15 protein-coding genes and 1 pseudogene are annotated in these 14428 nt (G+C 60.1%); 11 read left to right on the top strand and 5 right to left on the bottom strand.

The annotated features are described in order from the left end of the window. Positions 1-34: 34 nt before the first annotated feature. Positions 35-796, top strand: coding sequence for a phosphohydrolase (locus tag GOB81_RS06185; RefSeq protein WP_173569484.1), 762 nt, complete (start codon positions 35-37; stop codon positions 794-796). A 472-nt stretch (positions 797-1268) separates the two neighbouring features. Next, positions 1269-1787 carry a hypothetical protein gene (locus GOB81_RS06180; RefSeq protein WP_173569483.1) on the top strand — a complete coding sequence of 173 codons (519 nt, stop codon included), beginning with the start codon at positions 1269-1271 and terminating at the stop codon, positions 1785-1787. A gap of 19 nt (positions 1788-1806) precedes the next feature. Here GOB81_RS06180 and GOB81_RS06175 read toward each other — a convergent pair whose 3' ends face one another. Continuing rightward, positions 1807-2010 carry a hypothetical protein gene (locus tag GOB81_RS06175; protein WP_173569482.1) on the bottom strand — a complete coding sequence of 68 codons (204 nt, stop codon included), beginning with the start codon at positions 2008-2010 and terminating at the stop codon, positions 1807-1809. Between the two features lie 213 nt (positions 2011-2223). Between GOB81_RS06175 and murJ the strand changes: the two genes are divergently transcribed. Beyond that, complete coding sequence (gene murJ, locus GOB81_RS06170) at positions 2224-3786, top strand: murein biosynthesis integral membrane protein MurJ (RefSeq protein WP_173569481.1); 1563 nt, start codon at positions 2224-2226, stop codon at positions 3784-3786. A 5-nt stretch (positions 3787-3791) separates the two neighbouring features. Continuing rightward, positions 3792-4292 carry a GNAT family N-acetyltransferase gene (locus GOB81_RS06165; protein ID WP_338421321.1) on the top strand — a complete coding sequence of 167 codons (501 nt, stop codon included), beginning with the start codon at positions 3792-3794 and terminating at the stop codon, positions 4290-4292. A 39-nt stretch (positions 4293-4331) separates the two neighbouring features. Here GOB81_RS06165 and GOB81_RS06160 read toward each other — a convergent pair whose 3' ends face one another. Next, positions 4332-5141, bottom strand: a complete 810-nt coding sequence (locus GOB81_RS06160) for a YfdX family protein (protein WP_173569480.1) — start codon at positions 5139-5141, stop codon at positions 4332-4334. A gap of 200 nt (positions 5142-5341) precedes the next feature. Here GOB81_RS06160 and GOB81_RS06155 point away from each other — a divergent pair, with 200 nt between their 5' ends. Genes GOB81_RS06155 through GOB81_RS06145 form a run of 3 tightly spaced genes read left to right on the top strand, consistent with a single transcriptional unit; the run spans position 5342 to position 7436 of the window. Further along, a complete protein-coding gene (locus tag GOB81_RS06155) occupies positions 5342-5620 on the top strand; it encodes a hypothetical protein (RefSeq protein WP_173569479.1) in 279 nt (92 codons plus the stop codon). Next, complete coding sequence (locus GOB81_RS06150) at positions 5617-7140, top strand: PepSY-associated TM helix domain-containing protein (RefSeq protein WP_173569478.1); 1524 nt, start codon at positions 5617-5619, stop codon at positions 7138-7140. The genes GOB81_RS06155 and GOB81_RS06150 overlap by 4 nt, the downstream gene beginning before the upstream one ends. Then, entirely contained in the window at positions 7137-7436 is a 300-nt protein-coding gene (locus GOB81_RS06145) for a hypothetical protein (RefSeq protein WP_173569477.1), read from the top strand. The genes GOB81_RS06150 and GOB81_RS06145 overlap by 4 nt, the downstream gene beginning before the upstream one ends. 176 nt (positions 7437-7612) lie before the next feature. On the opposite strand, the gene yajC is transcribed toward GOB81_RS06145, so the two are convergent. Next, positions 7613-7966, bottom strand: a complete 354-nt coding sequence (yajC, locus tag GOB81_RS06140; RefSeq protein WP_173569476.1) for a preprotein translocase subunit YajC — start codon at positions 7964-7966, stop codon at positions 7613-7615. Between the two features lie 113 nt (positions 7967-8079). Here yajC and GOB81_RS06135 point away from each other — a divergent pair, with 113 nt between their 5' ends. The 4 genes and pseudogenes from GOB81_RS06135 (at position 8080) to GOB81_RS06120 (ending at position 12371) form a co-directional block, all read left to right on the top strand. Next, positions 8080-8946 carry an ATP-binding protein gene (locus GOB81_RS06135; RefSeq protein ID WP_173569475.1) on the top strand — a complete coding sequence of 289 codons (867 nt, stop codon included), beginning with the start codon at positions 8080-8082 and terminating at the stop codon, positions 8944-8946. Between the two features lie 235 nt (positions 8947-9181). Further along, positions 9182-10321: pseudogene (locus GOB81_RS06130) on the top strand (Rieske 2Fe-2S domain-containing protein); the annotation flags it as partial. A 220-nt stretch (positions 10322-10541) separates the two neighbouring features. Beyond that, positions 10542-11561, top strand: coding sequence for an 8-oxo-dGTP diphosphatase MutT (mutT, locus tag GOB81_RS17875; RefSeq protein ID WP_173569474.1), 1020 nt, complete (start codon positions 10542-10544; stop codon positions 11559-11561). Positions 11562-11615: 54 nt separating this feature from the next. Further along, complete coding sequence (locus GOB81_RS06120; protein ID WP_173569473.1) at positions 11616-12371, top strand: competence/damage-inducible protein A; 756 nt, start codon at positions 11616-11618, stop codon at positions 12369-12371. A gap of 71 nt (positions 12372-12442) precedes the next feature. Here the strand turns inward: GOB81_RS06120 and GOB81_RS06115 are convergent, their stop codons facing one another. Both GOB81_RS06115 and GOB81_RS06110 read right to left on the bottom strand, forming a co-directional pair. Further along, a complete protein-coding gene (locus GOB81_RS06115; RefSeq protein ID WP_173569472.1) occupies positions 12443-13408 on the bottom strand; it encodes an acetyl-CoA carboxylase carboxyltransferase subunit alpha in 966 nt (321 codons plus the stop codon). Between the two features lie 55 nt (positions 13409-13463). Further along, positions 13464-14426: a tyrosine recombinase gene (locus GOB81_RS06110; RefSeq protein ID WP_338421320.1), complete on the bottom strand. Its 963-nt coding sequence runs from the start codon at positions 14424-14426 to the stop codon at positions 13464-13466. Positions 14427-14428 lie beyond the last annotated feature (2 nt).

The raw sequence follows: 14428 nt of genomic DNA, 5'->3' as shown, positions 1-14428 counted from the left end.
CACGCAAACAGATCAATGACTTTCAAGGTCCGAAATGCCTGACGCTTCATCCTCCACTTTACCGTCATTCACCCTGCCTTCGGACCTGACTGACTGGCGCAGCGTGAGTCTGTCGCCACATCTGTCTGTTGTCGTAACGCAAAATCGTCCGGTCTTGGCCGCCGAAACGGAAGCCCGGATCGACGCGATCTGGACGAGAGCCCGCGCCGCCCGTCCCCGACTTTTCAACGGCCGTATCTTCTGTGCCGACCAGATCGCACCGGACCGCATCACGGGTCACTGGACGGAATACCGGCTGGCTCTGGCGCAGATGACGGAGCCCCTGATTTTTGGTGAGCGTCCGCTTCATCAACTGGCTGTTTGCGGGCTTCTGCGCTGTGCGGACGGTCTGATTCTTGCCCGCAGAAATCCGGCATCGCTCTATCTCGGCGGCTTCTGGCAGTCGCCTCCGGCCGGGACGGTCGAAGCGAGAACAGAAGACAATCAGGTGTCGCACAATCAGGTGTCACTGGCCGCACAGATTCTGGCCGAAGCGGAGGAAGAGCTGGGGCTTTCGCCCTCCGAACTGACGGTGGGTGTGCCTCGGCTGGCTGTCATTCATGGAAGAACGCGCATTGTAGATGTGGGGGTTCCACTCATAACGCCTCTTTCTTTTACGGCTGTGCACGAACGATGGGCCTCCCACGCCAACCGCGAGTATGACCGTCTTGAGCTTGTCCCGGACCCGATGAAGGCCGCATGGAGCAGAAGAGACGATATTCTGCCGACCACCCGGCTGTTGCTGGACATGCTATGACGCAAACCGGCCTTGATATGTGTATTTTTCATGTCTGGCATGTGAACTTCATTTACCTGGGCGCGTTGAGAATGTAAGGTGAGCCTCAACGGCCACCTCCACATTCAAAGTCAGGAGCCTTGCCATGGTCACGCGCATTGCACGCTTCGTCTCAAACGGCCTCATCGCGGTTCTGGTTGCCTCGAAAGTGGAAGCGGAACATGCGCAGGAATCTTCCACGCAGCACCGCTGATTCCCTGAGGGGCAATCGTAGCCGATTTCGGAAGTAACAAGGTTGACCACCAACGAAAACCTTGCTGGATAACGGCAGGGTTTGATGTTGCGTCTTCGGCTGGATTGCCAACTTTCTCGCCCCGGCGACTACGTGCACCATGGCCATTCCAGAAACCCGTGAGCTGCCCTCTCTCCCCTGCGCCTGTCGGGACATCCTGAAAAAGGTTAGGTTTCTCCGGATATTTTTACGGAGAAAATCATGCGGAAACTGTGTCTGGCCCTGAGCTTCTTTCTTTGCCCCATGGCACAGGCGCAGGAAGCCGTGACCATTCCGGACATGATGGACGGTCGGTGGGTCGCGCTGCATCATTCATCGGACGGCGGGGCTCACACGGATGCCTGCATTCTCAACGCCAGCGGACTGAAAATTCAGTTCCGTGCGGATATGCACGGCATGGAAATCCGCACCAGCCCGCAGGACGCGGCCTTTTCAAAAGGACAGTCCGTTTCCACGACGCTTTCCGCTGGCTCGTTCTCCCGCACTTTGAAAATGACCGCTCTGGACGGGACAACCCTGTCAGCCCCCCTTACTCCGACGGCCATGAGCGCCGTTCTGGACGCTTTCACCCGGACGCCATCCGCTACGCTGGAAACGGCAGGGTCGCCGGATGAGGCCGTTTCGCTGGCCGGAAGCCCACGACCGGTGGATGTATTCAAAACATGCGTAACGGCCAGAAAATTCGCTGTGGTGGGCAGCCCGTCAAACAAAACTCACTGAAAATACTGTGCGGCGATCCTCAGATCCCGAGCCAGATCGCGCCCACAATAAGAAGAGTGCCAAGGGTCACGAGAGCGAGCATGCCAGCGGCATTTCCCGGCATGACATCGGGAAGTGCTGTCGCAAAACGAAGCGCGGAGAGAAGCATGAGCACGCCGACCGTGACCGCCAGGATTCTGACGACGGCTATGGTGCTGATGGGAGAACGTTTGATCTGCCGCATGATATCGCTTCCGAGCGCTCTCTTGATGTCGCGCAATCACTGAAAGAACCGAAATCTATCAGCGATTTCGTCATCGAAAAACCTTCGTTTTTCGTTTCCTCTCATGCGAACGCGGGAGGACGTGCGGTCCCTCGGCGACGAGGGCTCTTTATTTCATGCGATAGCGCACGAACCTCTCTTCCCGCTCCCCCTCTGACACCCCTATAAGCGCTTATGCTCAAGGGTTTTCTCACTGTTGGCGGCTGGACGATGCTCAGCCGTATTCTCGGTCTTGTCCGTGACCAGCTTCTTGCCGCCTTCATGGGAGCAGGAGCGATGCAGGACGCCTATCAGGTGGCTTTCCGCCTCCCCAACATGTTCCGTCGCCTGTTCGGCGAAGGTGCGTTCAATGCCGCCTTCGTGCCTCTGTTTTCTTCGGCGCTGACGACCGACGGGGAAGAGCGCGCCCGTACGATGGCACGACAGGTGTTCGGCGTACTTCTGAGTTGGCTGGTCATTCTCTGCGTGCTGGGCGAGATCTTCATGCCGGGCATCCTGCGGGTCATCGCGCCCGGTTTCTCCGAGAACAGCGACCGCTATGATCTGGCTGTCACGCTCAGTCGCATCACCTTTCCCTATCTCGTGCTGATCTGCGCGGCCGCGTTGGTGTCAGGCGTCCTGAACGGACTGCACCGCTTCAGCATGGCGGCGGCTGCCTATCTTTCCTTCAATATCGTGGGCATCGCCGCAGTTCTGTTCGCCACCCCCTTCATGCCGAGCGTCGCTCATGCCGCAGCGTGGGGCGTGACTCTCTCCGGTTTCGTGCAACTCGGACTGCTGATGCTGGCCGCCCGACGCGCCGGGTTCGACCTCACGCCGCTGCCACCACGCATTACCCCCCAGATCCGCCTGCTTGGCCGCAGAATGCTGCCGGGTCTGATTGGAAGCGGCGTCACGCAGATCAACCTCACCATCGACACGATCATCGCGACCCTGCTCCCGGCGGGCAGCGTCTCGCTGATGTATTTCGCGGATCGCCTGAACCAGCTTCCGCTCGGCGTTCTTGGAGCCGCAGCAGGCACGACGCTTCTGCCGGTCCTGACGCGACATCTGGCCGCCGATGATCAGGAAGCAGCCCATGCCACCCAGAACAAGGCTCTGGATTATGTGCTGATGCTCACACTGCCCGCCATGGCCGGACTGCTCGTCCTCGCCACGCCGATCATGCAGTTCCTGTTCGCTCACGGCTCCTTCACGCTTCACGAGGCCGCCCTTTCCGCCCAGTCGCTGCGAGCTTACGCGCTGGGGCTGCCTGCTTTCGTGCTGATCAAGGTGCTGTCCCCCGCTTTCTTCGCACGCGGCGACACCTCCACGCCCGTCAAGATCGGGTTCTTTACCCTGACCGTGAACCTGATTCTCAACCTCCTACTCATGAAGCCACTGGTGCATGTGGGACCGCCCCTCGCCAGCAGCCTCGCAGCCATCCTGAATGTCTGCATCCTGTCCTCCCTGCTCATCCGTCGGGATGCCCTGCGTCCGGAAGCCTCGACTTTCGGTCGGCTCGGACTGATGGCCGCTGCCTCCGTCGTCATGGCGCTGGCCCTGTGTGGTCTCAACAGCTTCCTTCCGATGCCGACGCAGCACGTCACCCTATGGCTGGGTGTCCTGCTGACGATCGAAGTGCCTCTGGGGGGACTGCTTTATCTGCTGGGGCTACAGGTGTTCGGCGTGCTGGATCTGGCCAGCGCCCTCGCCAGTATGCGCCAGCGGCTGAACCGGCGACGGAAAAAGGCCTGATCCCAGTGGGCACGGACATCCTGAGCATCCGCCCTGTGCGGGCAGGTGATGAAACTGCTCTCTGGCACATTCTTGAGCCGACAATCCGGGCAGGCGAGACCTATGCGCTTGATCCCCGCATGACACAGGAAGCGGCCCTCGCCTACTGGCTGGGTGCGGACAGGGAAACTTTCGTTCTGGAACAGGACGATGGAACGATTCTGGGTTCCTATTATCTCCGGGCCAATCAGCTTGGCGGAGGCGCCCATGTCTGCAATGCAGCCTTCATGACCCACAGTGCCGCCCGAGGAAAAGGGATCGCCGGGCGGATGTGCGAAGATGCCGTCATCAGAGCGCAGCAGCACGGCTTCCGCGCCATGCAGTTCAACTTCGTCGTTGCGACCAACGAACGGGCAGTGAGGCTTTGGAGTCGTCTGGGGTTCGCGACCGTGGGCCGCATCCCGCAGGCCTTCGCCCACCCGACACTTGGTCTGGTGGACGCGCTGGTGATGCACCGCTTTCTGTGACGGGAACGAGCCGCTGCCCGCTCCCGTCCGCTCTGCGCTTTACTGGCCAGCAGTCGTCGGTGCGGCAGTCGTCGGTGCGGCAGTCGTCGGTGCGGCAGTCGTCGGTGCGGCAGTCGTCGGTGCGGCAGTCGTCGGTGCGGCAGTCGTCGGTGCGGCAGTCGTTGAAGACGCCTGACGGCTTACCTTGGACGATGCAAGCACATTATCCTGACTGACGAAGCGGAGCGACTCCAGACCATCCGTCAGGGCCGCCACGGCTTCATCAGTCTTGCCGCCTTCGAACAAAACAGAAGCGCGATAGACATCCGCCGTGAACATCTGCTGCGGAGCAAGGGCCAGCACGAACTGAACATCCACACCGGCTTTCTGCAGAACGACAGCGGCGTCCCTCGTCTTGCCCTTCTTCAGCAGGTCGTTCGCCTCGGTGACGGCCTGTTTCTGCCCCGGCGTCTTATCGGACTGCGGTGCAATCATATATTCACCAAGGATCGGCAGCCACAGAACAGGCGCATCCTGCGCCGTGGAAGAAGGCAGTCTGCCGGAATGGCCTTCAGGCACGGCCTGCGCGGGATGCAGGTCGATTTCGGCCTTCAGGAACTGGCGATTATCGCTTCCAGCACGCTCAAGGGTGTGGTTCGCATCGGCCAGAGCATCCGTCGCGGTGGCCTTGTCCTTGGCCAGGATCGCCTTGCGGGCGACATCCACATCTGCGAAAGCCCGAAGACCGTCGCGGGAAAGCTGACTATAATCCTTATCGACCTGCCGCGCCGTTACCGGAGCAGCCAGAACGGGATGAGCCAGAGTGGTCGCGGCGACGAAAGCGGACGCGAGCAGAATGCGAGTATTCATGAACCTCTCCAGAGACAAAGGTTTGTCCTACATCGGCCAATCCCGGGAAGAGAGGAAGACGGAAACTCGCAAGGCCGCTGACAGCTTTCCTCATGGGAACGCTTCTCTCCGAATCGCTCTTCATGTGCTCCCCTCTTTACAGAGGCACGTGGTAAACGTAAGCAAATGATAATTACTCGCATTTGCAGAGATGGCGCCTAATGTCCGCACAGCCCCGCTTCATTCCGCGCCTTCTGATCGCGCTGGCGCTCGCCTATCCCGTAGGGCTTGCCATCACGACGCTTCTCCCGCGACTCTTTCACGGATCACCTCCGGATGCGTTTTTCGTAGCTCAGGCTGAGGCCATCGGCGCCATGCCGATCGTCATTCTGACACTCTTCGCGGCCAGAACCCTCATCCGCGGCCTGCTCGCGGGCGCGGCGGTGATCGTGGCCGTGCTGCTCGTCACCCTCCCCTTCGCGGCACTCGGCGCACCATGAAAACCACCCCTCCTTGCGGAAGCCTCCCGGCTCCCTCCCTGCGGAGCCGGATGGGCTGGCTGCACGCATGGATCGGCTTTGTGGCCGGTTTGATTCTGGTCGGGATTTTCGCCACCGGTGCGCTGGCAGTGTTCGACACGGAACTGACACGCTGGATGCAGCCGGAAATGCCGCACATCGCGACACTGACACCCGGACCGGCCGCACTGGAAGCGGCTTCACGGGAAATCGCGACGCAGGAAGACCTGCATCACCGCGTATTCATGTCGCTGCCATCGTCCCGGGATCCAGTCCTGCGTGTCACCCATATGGACCATGATGTCGTCCAGTCGACCGCATATGACCCCGAAACCGGCGCGGTCATCCCACTGCGGGACACGGCTGGCGGTCTGCTTTTCTTCAATTTCCACTACACCCTGCACATGGGGCGTCTGTTCGGCGTTATCCTTGTGCAGGTCGTTGGCATCGGCCTGATGGTCACTCTCGGGTCGGGTGTGATCATCCATCTGAAATCGCTGCTGCCGAACCTTGTCGTGTTCCGTCCTCGCGCGACGAGCCCGCGCCCGTGGGTCGACGCCCATGTGCTCGCGGCCGTGCTGTTCCTGCCGTTTCTGTTCATGGCTCCCTATACCGGCGTTCTTATCCACGCCAATCGCTTCTTCCCTGCCACCGCCACCGAACGACCCGACCGGGGACCACCGAAATTCAAGCCGGCACCGCTGCCCCCGCTTGCTCCGATAGTGGCGGATGCTGTCAGTGAATTTGGTGAGAATAGCCTTGGTTTCATGCAGTTTTCCGGGAAAGCGGTCAGCGTCTATCGCGCAGACAGCAGTGAAATCCGCATAACGCGCGATCACATCGACTACGACCGGGTCACAGGCGAGCGAATGAAGCTTGTCCGCAAAAGCAGTCCCGTCTCGCGTACATCCCAGTTCCTCAGTGGCTTACATATGGCGCGATGGGCCCCGGCAACCGTCCGCTGGCTCTATTTCGTATCGGGCATGGCCGGATATGTGATGTTCGCCACTGGACTGGTCATGTTTCTTCTCAAACGACGCAGGACGGCAGCCGCGCGCCCGTCGCTCGCCATGAATCTTGCCGAGGGCCTGACCGTTGGAACGGTTCTCGGGATGCCTGTGGCCTGCGCCAGTGTTCTGTGGATGAACAGGCTTCTCCCTGCCTCATTGTCGTCCCGCCTTGAAATCGAAACGTCCGCCCTGTTTGTCGTCTGGGCCATCATGGCTATCCATGGAATGGGGCGTGGCGGCGAAAAGCATATCCTCCGTGGATGGATGGAACAGGCGACCCTACTGGCCGCGCTGCTGATCCTGCTCCCGCTTCTCGATATTGCAACACGCTGGCAGTGGATGAACGGTCAGGATCAGACCGTATATCTCGCTGTGGACGCAACGGCGTGCCTTCTGGGACTTATGGCTTTCCATCTGCGCCGGGTCCTCGTGCGCAAAATGACCAGTCCACCTGCGTCGCCCACGACATTTTCCGCAGGAGTGGCATCATGAATGCTCTGGACCTGTCTCTCATGGGATCTTCCGAACTCTGGGTTCTGGCATTCGTCTGCCACGCACGCCTCCAGACAAGCTGGCAAAGACGCCGCGACTGGACGCCATCACCCGCGATGCGGCGTATCCTGCAAGCTACGAGGCTTGTGTGTCCGATCACGGGCCTGATCCTGTCCTGGCGGCTGGCCCATGCGGAAGGTGTGGTGGTTTGGCTCGGTAGCGGTTCAGCAGCCGGAATCGTCGTGGCGCTGATGGAAAGCTGGCGCGAAACAACTAAAGTCCGCCGCCTCCGCTGAGGGGAATAAACGGAGCGCAGGATGTGCGTCCGGCTTCAGCTTGAAGGCGAAAGCGGACGGACGAGGCAGCCTGAAAACTGGTGCGTTGATTACGATCTGACAGAAAGACGATCAGACAACGCGCATAAAACGGACCGCTCCGCCAGAACGAAACGGTCCATCAGTTGCCCGAAATGTCAGGCTTCAGTGTCGTTTGCAGGCTTTGTGTCACTGGCGACGACTGTGGACAGGGTGGACCGCAGAACACGGACGGACACGGTCGGGGCGATCTCGACCTCGATTTCATCCATCTCCGGGCTGGCCTTGCGGACCACGCCAAGGATACCGCCTGCGGTCACGACCCTGTCGCCACGACGCAGGCTGGCGAGTTTTTCCTTCAGCTTCTTCTGTTTCGTCTGCTGGGGACGAATCATGAGGAAGTAAAAGATGACGAAAACCAGCACATAAGGCAGAAACTGGACAATGCTGGACATGCCGCCCGCAGGGGCCGCGCTCTGGGCGTAGGCCGGGGAAATCAGAAAATCGCTCATCTACGGTAACTTTTCGTCTGACGGGTTGCGTGCCGCGATGGCCCGCTGATAGGCCGGGACCATAGATTCCGGGCGCGCCACGTCAACTGTTCCGCCCCGTTTCGGAGAACGCCATGACGACTGACCTGCTGCCTCTTCTCGATCGCATTGCCTCCGCGCTCGAGCGCCTCTCCCCCGCCCCTGCGAAACTGGAAGGGCTTGAGGTCGCGGATGCCTTCATATGGCAACCTGAGCGCGGTCGCCTGATGCCCGTCCCCTCAGTCTCTCATGTGCCGATGGAGCTGCTGCAGGGTATCGACTCACAGAAACAGGCTCTTGTCAGCAACACCCGTCATTTCGCCGATGGGCTGACAGCCAACAACGCAATGCTCTGGGGCTCACGCGGCACCGGTAAATCTTCTCTGGTCAAAGCCTGCCACGCGGCCGTCAACAGGGACAAACCGACGGGAGCCCACCTTATTCTGGTGGAAATAGAACGCGAGGATCTTGGATCGCTTCCGGAACTGATGGCGTTACTGCGCGAATCACCCCGCCGTTTCATCATTTTCTGCGACGACCTCTCTTTCGAGAAGGAGGACCGGGATTACAAGGCGCTGAAATCCGTTCTTGATGGTGGCATCGCCGGGCGGCCGACCAATGTTCTGTTCTATGCGACATCCAACCGGCGCCACCTCATGCCGCGCGATATGATCGAGAATGAACAGGCCACCGCCATCAATCCTTCTGAAGCGACGGAAGAAAAAGTCTCTCTTTCCGACCGTTTCGGTCTCTGGCTCGGTTTTCATGTCTGCGCGCAGGACGTTTATTTCGAGATGGTGCGCGCCTATGCGAAAGAGCGGAATCTGCCGATATCCGATGAAGAACTCTGTGCCCGCGCCAATGAATGGGCCGTAACACGTGGCAACCGGTCGGGTCGCGTGGCCGCGCAGTTCATCGACGATCTGACGGCAACCCTGCAGGAAGATAAGAATCAATCGTGACAAATGGTTGCTGGGCAGAACGCGACCACACGGGGCAGGCCGGACGTTTGCCCGGTCGCCCCTTGCCTGAAGGGATGGCGGGGGCAAATGGGAAAGGCCGGAAATCGGCATCCTCTTGATCTGTCTCACTTCGACAGTACCTTACTGATGATATAGACTTTCATGACCCGTTCCCACCGCAAGCCTGCTGCGGATGAGGGAAAACGAGGCGATGTGAAGCGCAAGCAGAGGCACGATGGACCAGTCAGTCGAGACCGATTTCTCACCGCATCCCGACGAACTTACGGACACCGTCACTGAGATGGCGTCCACCGTGAAGGACGGCCCGAAAGTCGATCTGAGACGCGTTCATTGCGACCCTGATTTCTGGTACCCGGTCGCCTGGTCACGAAATCTCAAACGCGGGAAAACCCTGGCCGTGCGCTATGCGGGTGAGCCGATTGCGCTCATTCGTCCGGAAGAAGGATCGGTTTTCGCGCTGGAAGACCGCTGCGCCCACCGCCAGGTTCCGCTCAGCAAGGGCCGGGTCTGTGGCCAGTCAGTGCAGTGTTGCTATCATGGCTGGGCCTATGGCCGCTCCGGTCGCTGCATCGACGTCCCGTATCTGGGCAAGGGAAAGCTGCCAAACGGTGTGCGCACTTTTCCGGTGCTCGAACAGGATGGCCTGATTTTCGTATTTCCCGGCGATCCTGAAAAAGCGAAAACCGTCCAGATTCCCGCCATGCTCGCTCAGGTGGATAACTCTGCCTACAAGACCCGCCGTTTCGGTCAGGAAGTCGGCTGCCACTACAGTTTCATGCATGAGAACCTGATGGATATGAACCATCAGTTCATGCACATGAAGCAGATGGGTCAGATGCGCCCGCGCTTCCTCGGGCAGCGACGTGAGCCCGGACTGGTCGAGGCCCGTTATTCCTTCGCCCGGACCAGCGGCAAGCAGCCTCTCGGCGAGGCGCTGATCTTTGGCGAACGGCGCGATGCCTCCGCCAAATTCGCCGATCGCGACGTCATGACGATCCGCACGACCTATCCTTACCAGACGCTGCATATCAAGACGGGCGACGAAGACCCGGTGATGGATCTCTGGATCGCCTATACGCCGCAGGACAAGGATCAGCTGACGAACCGCACGTTCGGTCTGCTGTCCGTGAAGCGCCCGGGCATTCCGGGCCTGCTCGATCTGGCATGGCCGTTCCTCGTCGCCTTTACCGAGCGCATCTTCGCGGAAGACCGCGAGATCGTAGAGCTTGAGCAGCAGGCATGGAAAGAGCTGGGCGGCGACCACAATCTGGAAGTGTTCCCGGTCATCAATGCGCTTCGCAGCCTGCTGGCTGAATCCGGGATCGTGCCGGAGGTGGCTAAGCCCACCTCACCTGCCGAACACGCCGTGCCTGCGGCAAGAACGGCTGAGAAGACAGCCCCGCAAACGGTGATTATTAAAAAGACGACCACGCCCGCTGATGATGCTGGAGCACCCGTTGTTGCAGGGCGACGCGCCGCTGCCACGCCGGCAGAAGCGCCCAAGCGCAAACGTCGTCCGCATCGCAAGCGCAAACCAGAGTCCTCATCCTCACCAGCCGCTTCCTGAAAGCATCGTGGCGGCCACAACATTCCCGGCTGAAACGCCCACACTGACGGCTGGCGTTTATACTCTGCGCGCTCTTGAGCCGGGGGACGCGACTGCCGTTCATACGCAGGTCAATGACTGGAATGTCATCCGGATGCTCAGCCGGTTGCCATTCCCCTACCCCCGCGACCTTGCCGAGCGTTGGATCGACAGCACGATCCGGCAGGCACATGAAGGCGGTGCCTATCATTTTGCGATCGTCAGCCCCGAGGGTGCTGTCATCGGGTGCATTGGCATAACGATCAGCCGGGTGGATGGCGTGTTCCGGGGGGCTCTGGGATACTGGATCGGCCGCGAACACTGGCGCCGGGGTATTGCCAGTCTCACCGCCGGACGGATCTGCCGGTGGGCCTTCGCCAATCTTCCCATCGAGGCAGTCACCGCCACCGTAGCAGAGGATAACCTCGCTTCCGTCGCGGTGCTGAGCAAGCTCGGTTTTAGGAAAAACAATACGGGGACTCAGGATTTTCTGGCCCGTGGCGGCAAGGTGCCGGTTCTCATTTTCCAGGCGCGGCGTGAGGATTTCGATTCTGCCGGCAAGAAGGAGACGACACCCTCCCCCACGCAAACTTCAGAACCGGCCAAGCCCCGCCGTCTGGTGCTCGTCGCCGCTGCTGCCATGATCGACGCCAGCAATCGGGTGCTTCTGGCCCGAAGGCCGGAAGGCAAGACACTGGCTGGTCTGTGGGAGTTTCCCGGCGGCAAGATGGAGGCTGGGGAATCGCCTGAAACCGCACTGGTTCGCGAACTTCAGGAAGAGCTGGGCGTTGACGTCAGTCGGGCCTGCCTTGCCCCTTTCACTTTCGCGTCGCACAGTTACGATGCGTTCGATCTGCTGATGCCCGTCTATCTCTGCCGACAGTGGCAAGGCGAGCCGGAAGGGCGTGAAGGACAGAAACTCGCATGGGTGGCGGCAGATGATCTCGCCCGCTATCCCATGCCGCCCGCGGACTTGCCAATCATCCCATTTCTCCGCGACCTTCTCTGAAATAGCTTATTCGTTTTTCTCTCAGGATCGCTTTCAAGAACCGGATTCCACCTCATGAGCCCCACCTCCGCCCTTATCGTGATCGGCAACGAAATTCTTTCGGGCCGCACGCAGGATGCCAATATCCGCTTTCTCGCACTCGGACTCGGTGAAATCGGCGCACCGCTGAAAGAGGTCCGGATCATTCCCGATATACGGGAGACCATCATCGGCACCATCAACGAGATGAAGGCACGTTACGACCAGGTGTTCACCACCGGCGGAATCGGCCCGACTCACGATGACATCACCGCCTCCTGCGTCGCCGAGGCTTTTGGCGTTCCTCTGGAACTGCATGAAGAAAGTGCAGCGCTTCTGAAAACCCATTACGGCACGGATCAGTTCACTTCGGCCCGTCAGCGCATGGCCATGATGCCGCGCGGTGCGATGCCCATTACGAACGCCGTTTCCATCGCGCCCGGATTTTCCATTGGAAATGTGCACGTCATGGCGGGCGTGCCGTCTATCATGCAGGCCATGTTCCAGTCGGTTCGACCCAATCTGAAGCAGGGAACCCCTGTTACCTCACGCACATGGCACGCACTCGGTCTTTATGAGAGCGCCATTGCTGCTGCGCTGGAGGCGGTTCAGGATCGCTATCCCGATCTGGATCTGGGCTCCTATCCGTTCCGTCGGGAGGATGGAAGACGGGGCGTGGCCCTCGTCGCCAAAGGGACCAATGTGGAGCATCTCGACGGGGCGGCTGCCCAGATTCGCAGCCTCATCGCGGCCACGGGTGAAACACCTGTCGAGGGCGAACCGAAACCCTGAGGGCGTTCTAAAAAACAGGCGCGGAAGTCAGTGACATCCGCGCCTGTGATACAAATCAGAAGAAAACCGGATCAGCTGATCGTGCTACGCCCCATGGCGAGGAATTTCTCACGGCGCTGAGCGATGATCGTGACAGCCGTTTCGCTCAACAGCGGCATAAGTTCTTCAGCAATAGCCTTCCCCACGCTTTCGAGCATGGTCGCGGGATCGCGCTGCGCGCCACCCACCGGCTCTTCGATGATCCGGTCGATCAGCCCGAACTTGCGCAGATCCTGAGCCGTCAGACGCAGGGCCTCCGCCGCAGTGGAGGCCTGCTTCGGATCACGCCAGAGAATCGAGGCGCATGCTTCCGGTGAAATGACGGAATAGATGGCGTTTTCGAGCATCAGGACGCGGTCCGCGGTCGCAAGCGCGACAGCACCCCCTGATCCACCCTCACCGATGACGGTCGCCACGATCGGAACCGGAACCGTCAGGCAGGTTTCAATGGAGCGGGCGATGGCCTCGGCCTGCCCTCGTGCCTCGGCGTCGATGCCCGGCCAGGCCCCTGACGTATCGACAAACGTGAGAATCGGCAGACGGAATCGACCAGCCATTTGCATCAGGCGAATGGCCTTGCGGTAGCCTTCCGGTCGCGCCATGCCGAAATTATGCTGCAACCGGGTTTCGAGGTCGGACCCACGCTCCGTCCCGATCACGACCACGGACTGACCGTTGAAACGACCGAGACCACCGATGATCGCCTTGTCATCGCCGAACTGACGATCTCCCGCCAGTGGCGTGAAATCCGCGATCAGCCCTTTAATGTAATCGACGGTATGAGGACGCTGCGCATGCCGAGCGACCTGCACTTTCTGCCAGGGCGTGAGCTTGGCGTAGAGCCCACGGAGTTGCTTTTCCACCTTGTCGGAGAGGCGACCGATCTCATCGGAGATGCTGACGCCATCATTTCCGCTTGCGGCGGCCGTAGTGCGCAGGCCATCGATCTTGGTCTCAAGTTCGGCGACCGGCTTTTCGAAATCAAGAAACTGACGCATGGCTGACGCGGATAGCACACTGGCGGACAAATCCAAGCATATCAGGCGTCCCGGCTCATAATTTCTTTGTCGGATTCATTTTGCCTGAGCCCTCTTCTACCTGTGAGAAGCCATCCCCCAGCGGATGATGCGCTTCCACCACGGCCTTCAGGCGGTCGGCCTGCACATGCGTGTAAATCTGGGTGGTGGAAATATCCGCATGCCCGAGAAGCATCTGAAGGACACGCAGATCCGCTCCATGAGCCAGCATATGGGTAGCAAAGGAGTGGCGCAGCACATGAGGCGAGAGTCGTGACGAATCGATCCCTGCTCTCCCCCCGATTTCGGCAAGAATCTTGTCGAAGCCCTGTCGGGTGAGCGCCCGCAACGGTGTGCGTCCGGGGAAAAGCCAGAGACTCTGCCGCTCACGATCTTCCTCAAGAAGTGTGGTGACAGCGTCTCGTGCCGCATCGGAAAGTGGAACAAGGCGCTCTCGTCCGCCTTTCCCCCGCACCATCAGCATGCGCGCTTCTTCACGAAACATATCGCGCCTCAGACCGAGCAGTTCCGAAATACGGAGACCTGTGGAGTAGAGCAGTTCGAGCGCGGCGCGTCCGACAGCCAGACGTCGCTGCTGCGTGGGAGATGCTGCTTCATCAGTGCCGGTCGCTTCCAGCAGAGCCGAGACTTCCGACTCCGTAAGAAATTTCGGCAGCGTCTGGCCCGGTGTCGGGGCTTCGAGCTGACTGGCGGGATTGTCCGCGCGTCGGCCATCCCGGAGCAAAAAAAGATAGAACTGGCGGATGCAGGAAATACGACGGGCTATTGTGCGACGGGCAAACCCACTTTCCGTCATCTCTCCGACCCAGCACCGCAACAGCGCTGCCGAGGCCGTTTCCAGTATCTCTCCCTCGGAAGCGAGCCGTGAACTGCAATCCTCCAGATCCCGGCTGTAAGCGGCAAGCGTGGCAGGCGCGGCTGCCCGTTCAGCAGCCAGCATCTCCAGAAAGCTCTCGACGATGGGAGCAGTCTCATTCACCG

Origin of the sequence: Acetobacter conturbans, assembly GCF_011516755.1 — a bacterium.
Classification (GTDB): domain Bacteria; phylum Pseudomonadota; class Alphaproteobacteria; order Acetobacterales; family Acetobacteraceae; genus Acetobacter; species Acetobacter conturbans.
Note: the sequence above shows the minus strand (reverse complement) of the source record. Positions and strands in the feature narration are given on the sequence as shown.

Bases quoted from the DNA above. Each gene is read 5' to 3' on its own strand.
- GOB81_RS06180 (WP_173569483.1), top strand. From the start codon at position 1,269: ATGCGGAAACTGTGTCTGGCCCTGAGCTTCTTTCTTTGCCCCATGGCA.
- GOB81_RS06135 (WP_173569475.1), top strand. From the start codon at position 8,080: ATGACGACTGACCTGCTGCCTCTTCTCGATCGCATTGCCTCCGCGCTC.
- yajC (WP_173569476.1), bottom strand. From the start codon at position 7,966: ATGAGCGATTTTCTGATTTCCCCGGCCTACGCCCAGAGCGCGGCCCCT.
- murJ (WP_173569481.1), top strand. From the start codon at position 2,224: ATGCTCAAGGGTTTTCTCACTGTTGGCGGCTGGACGATGCTCAGCCGT.
- GOB81_RS06120 (WP_173569473.1), top strand. From the start codon at position 11,616: ATGAGCCCCACCTCCGCCCTTATCGTGATCGGCAACGAAATTCTTTCG.
- GOB81_RS06155 (WP_173569479.1), top strand. From the start codon at position 5,342: ATGTCCGCACAGCCCCGCTTCATTCCGCGCCTTCTGATCGCGCTGGCG.
- GOB81_RS06185 (WP_173569484.1), top strand. From the start codon at position 35: ATGCCTGACGCTTCATCCTCCACTTTACCGTCATTCACCCTGCCTTCG.
- GOB81_RS06115 (WP_173569472.1), bottom strand. From the start codon at position 13,408: ATGCGTCAGTTTCTTGATTTCGAAAAGCCGGTCGCCGAACTTGAGACC.
- GOB81_RS06150 (WP_173569478.1), top strand. From the start codon at position 5,617: ATGAAAACCACCCCTCCTTGCGGAAGCCTCCCGGCTCCCTCCCTGCGG.
- GOB81_RS06160 (WP_173569480.1), bottom strand. From the start codon at position 5,141: ATGAATACTCGCATTCTGCTCGCGTCCGCTTTCGTCGCCGCGACCACT.
- GOB81_RS06175 (WP_173569482.1), bottom strand. From the start codon at position 2,010: ATGCGGCAGATCAAACGTTCTCCCATCAGCACCATAGCCGTCGTCAGA.
- GOB81_RS06145 (WP_173569477.1), top strand. From the start codon at position 7,137: ATGAATGCTCTGGACCTGTCTCTCATGGGATCTTCCGAACTCTGGGTT.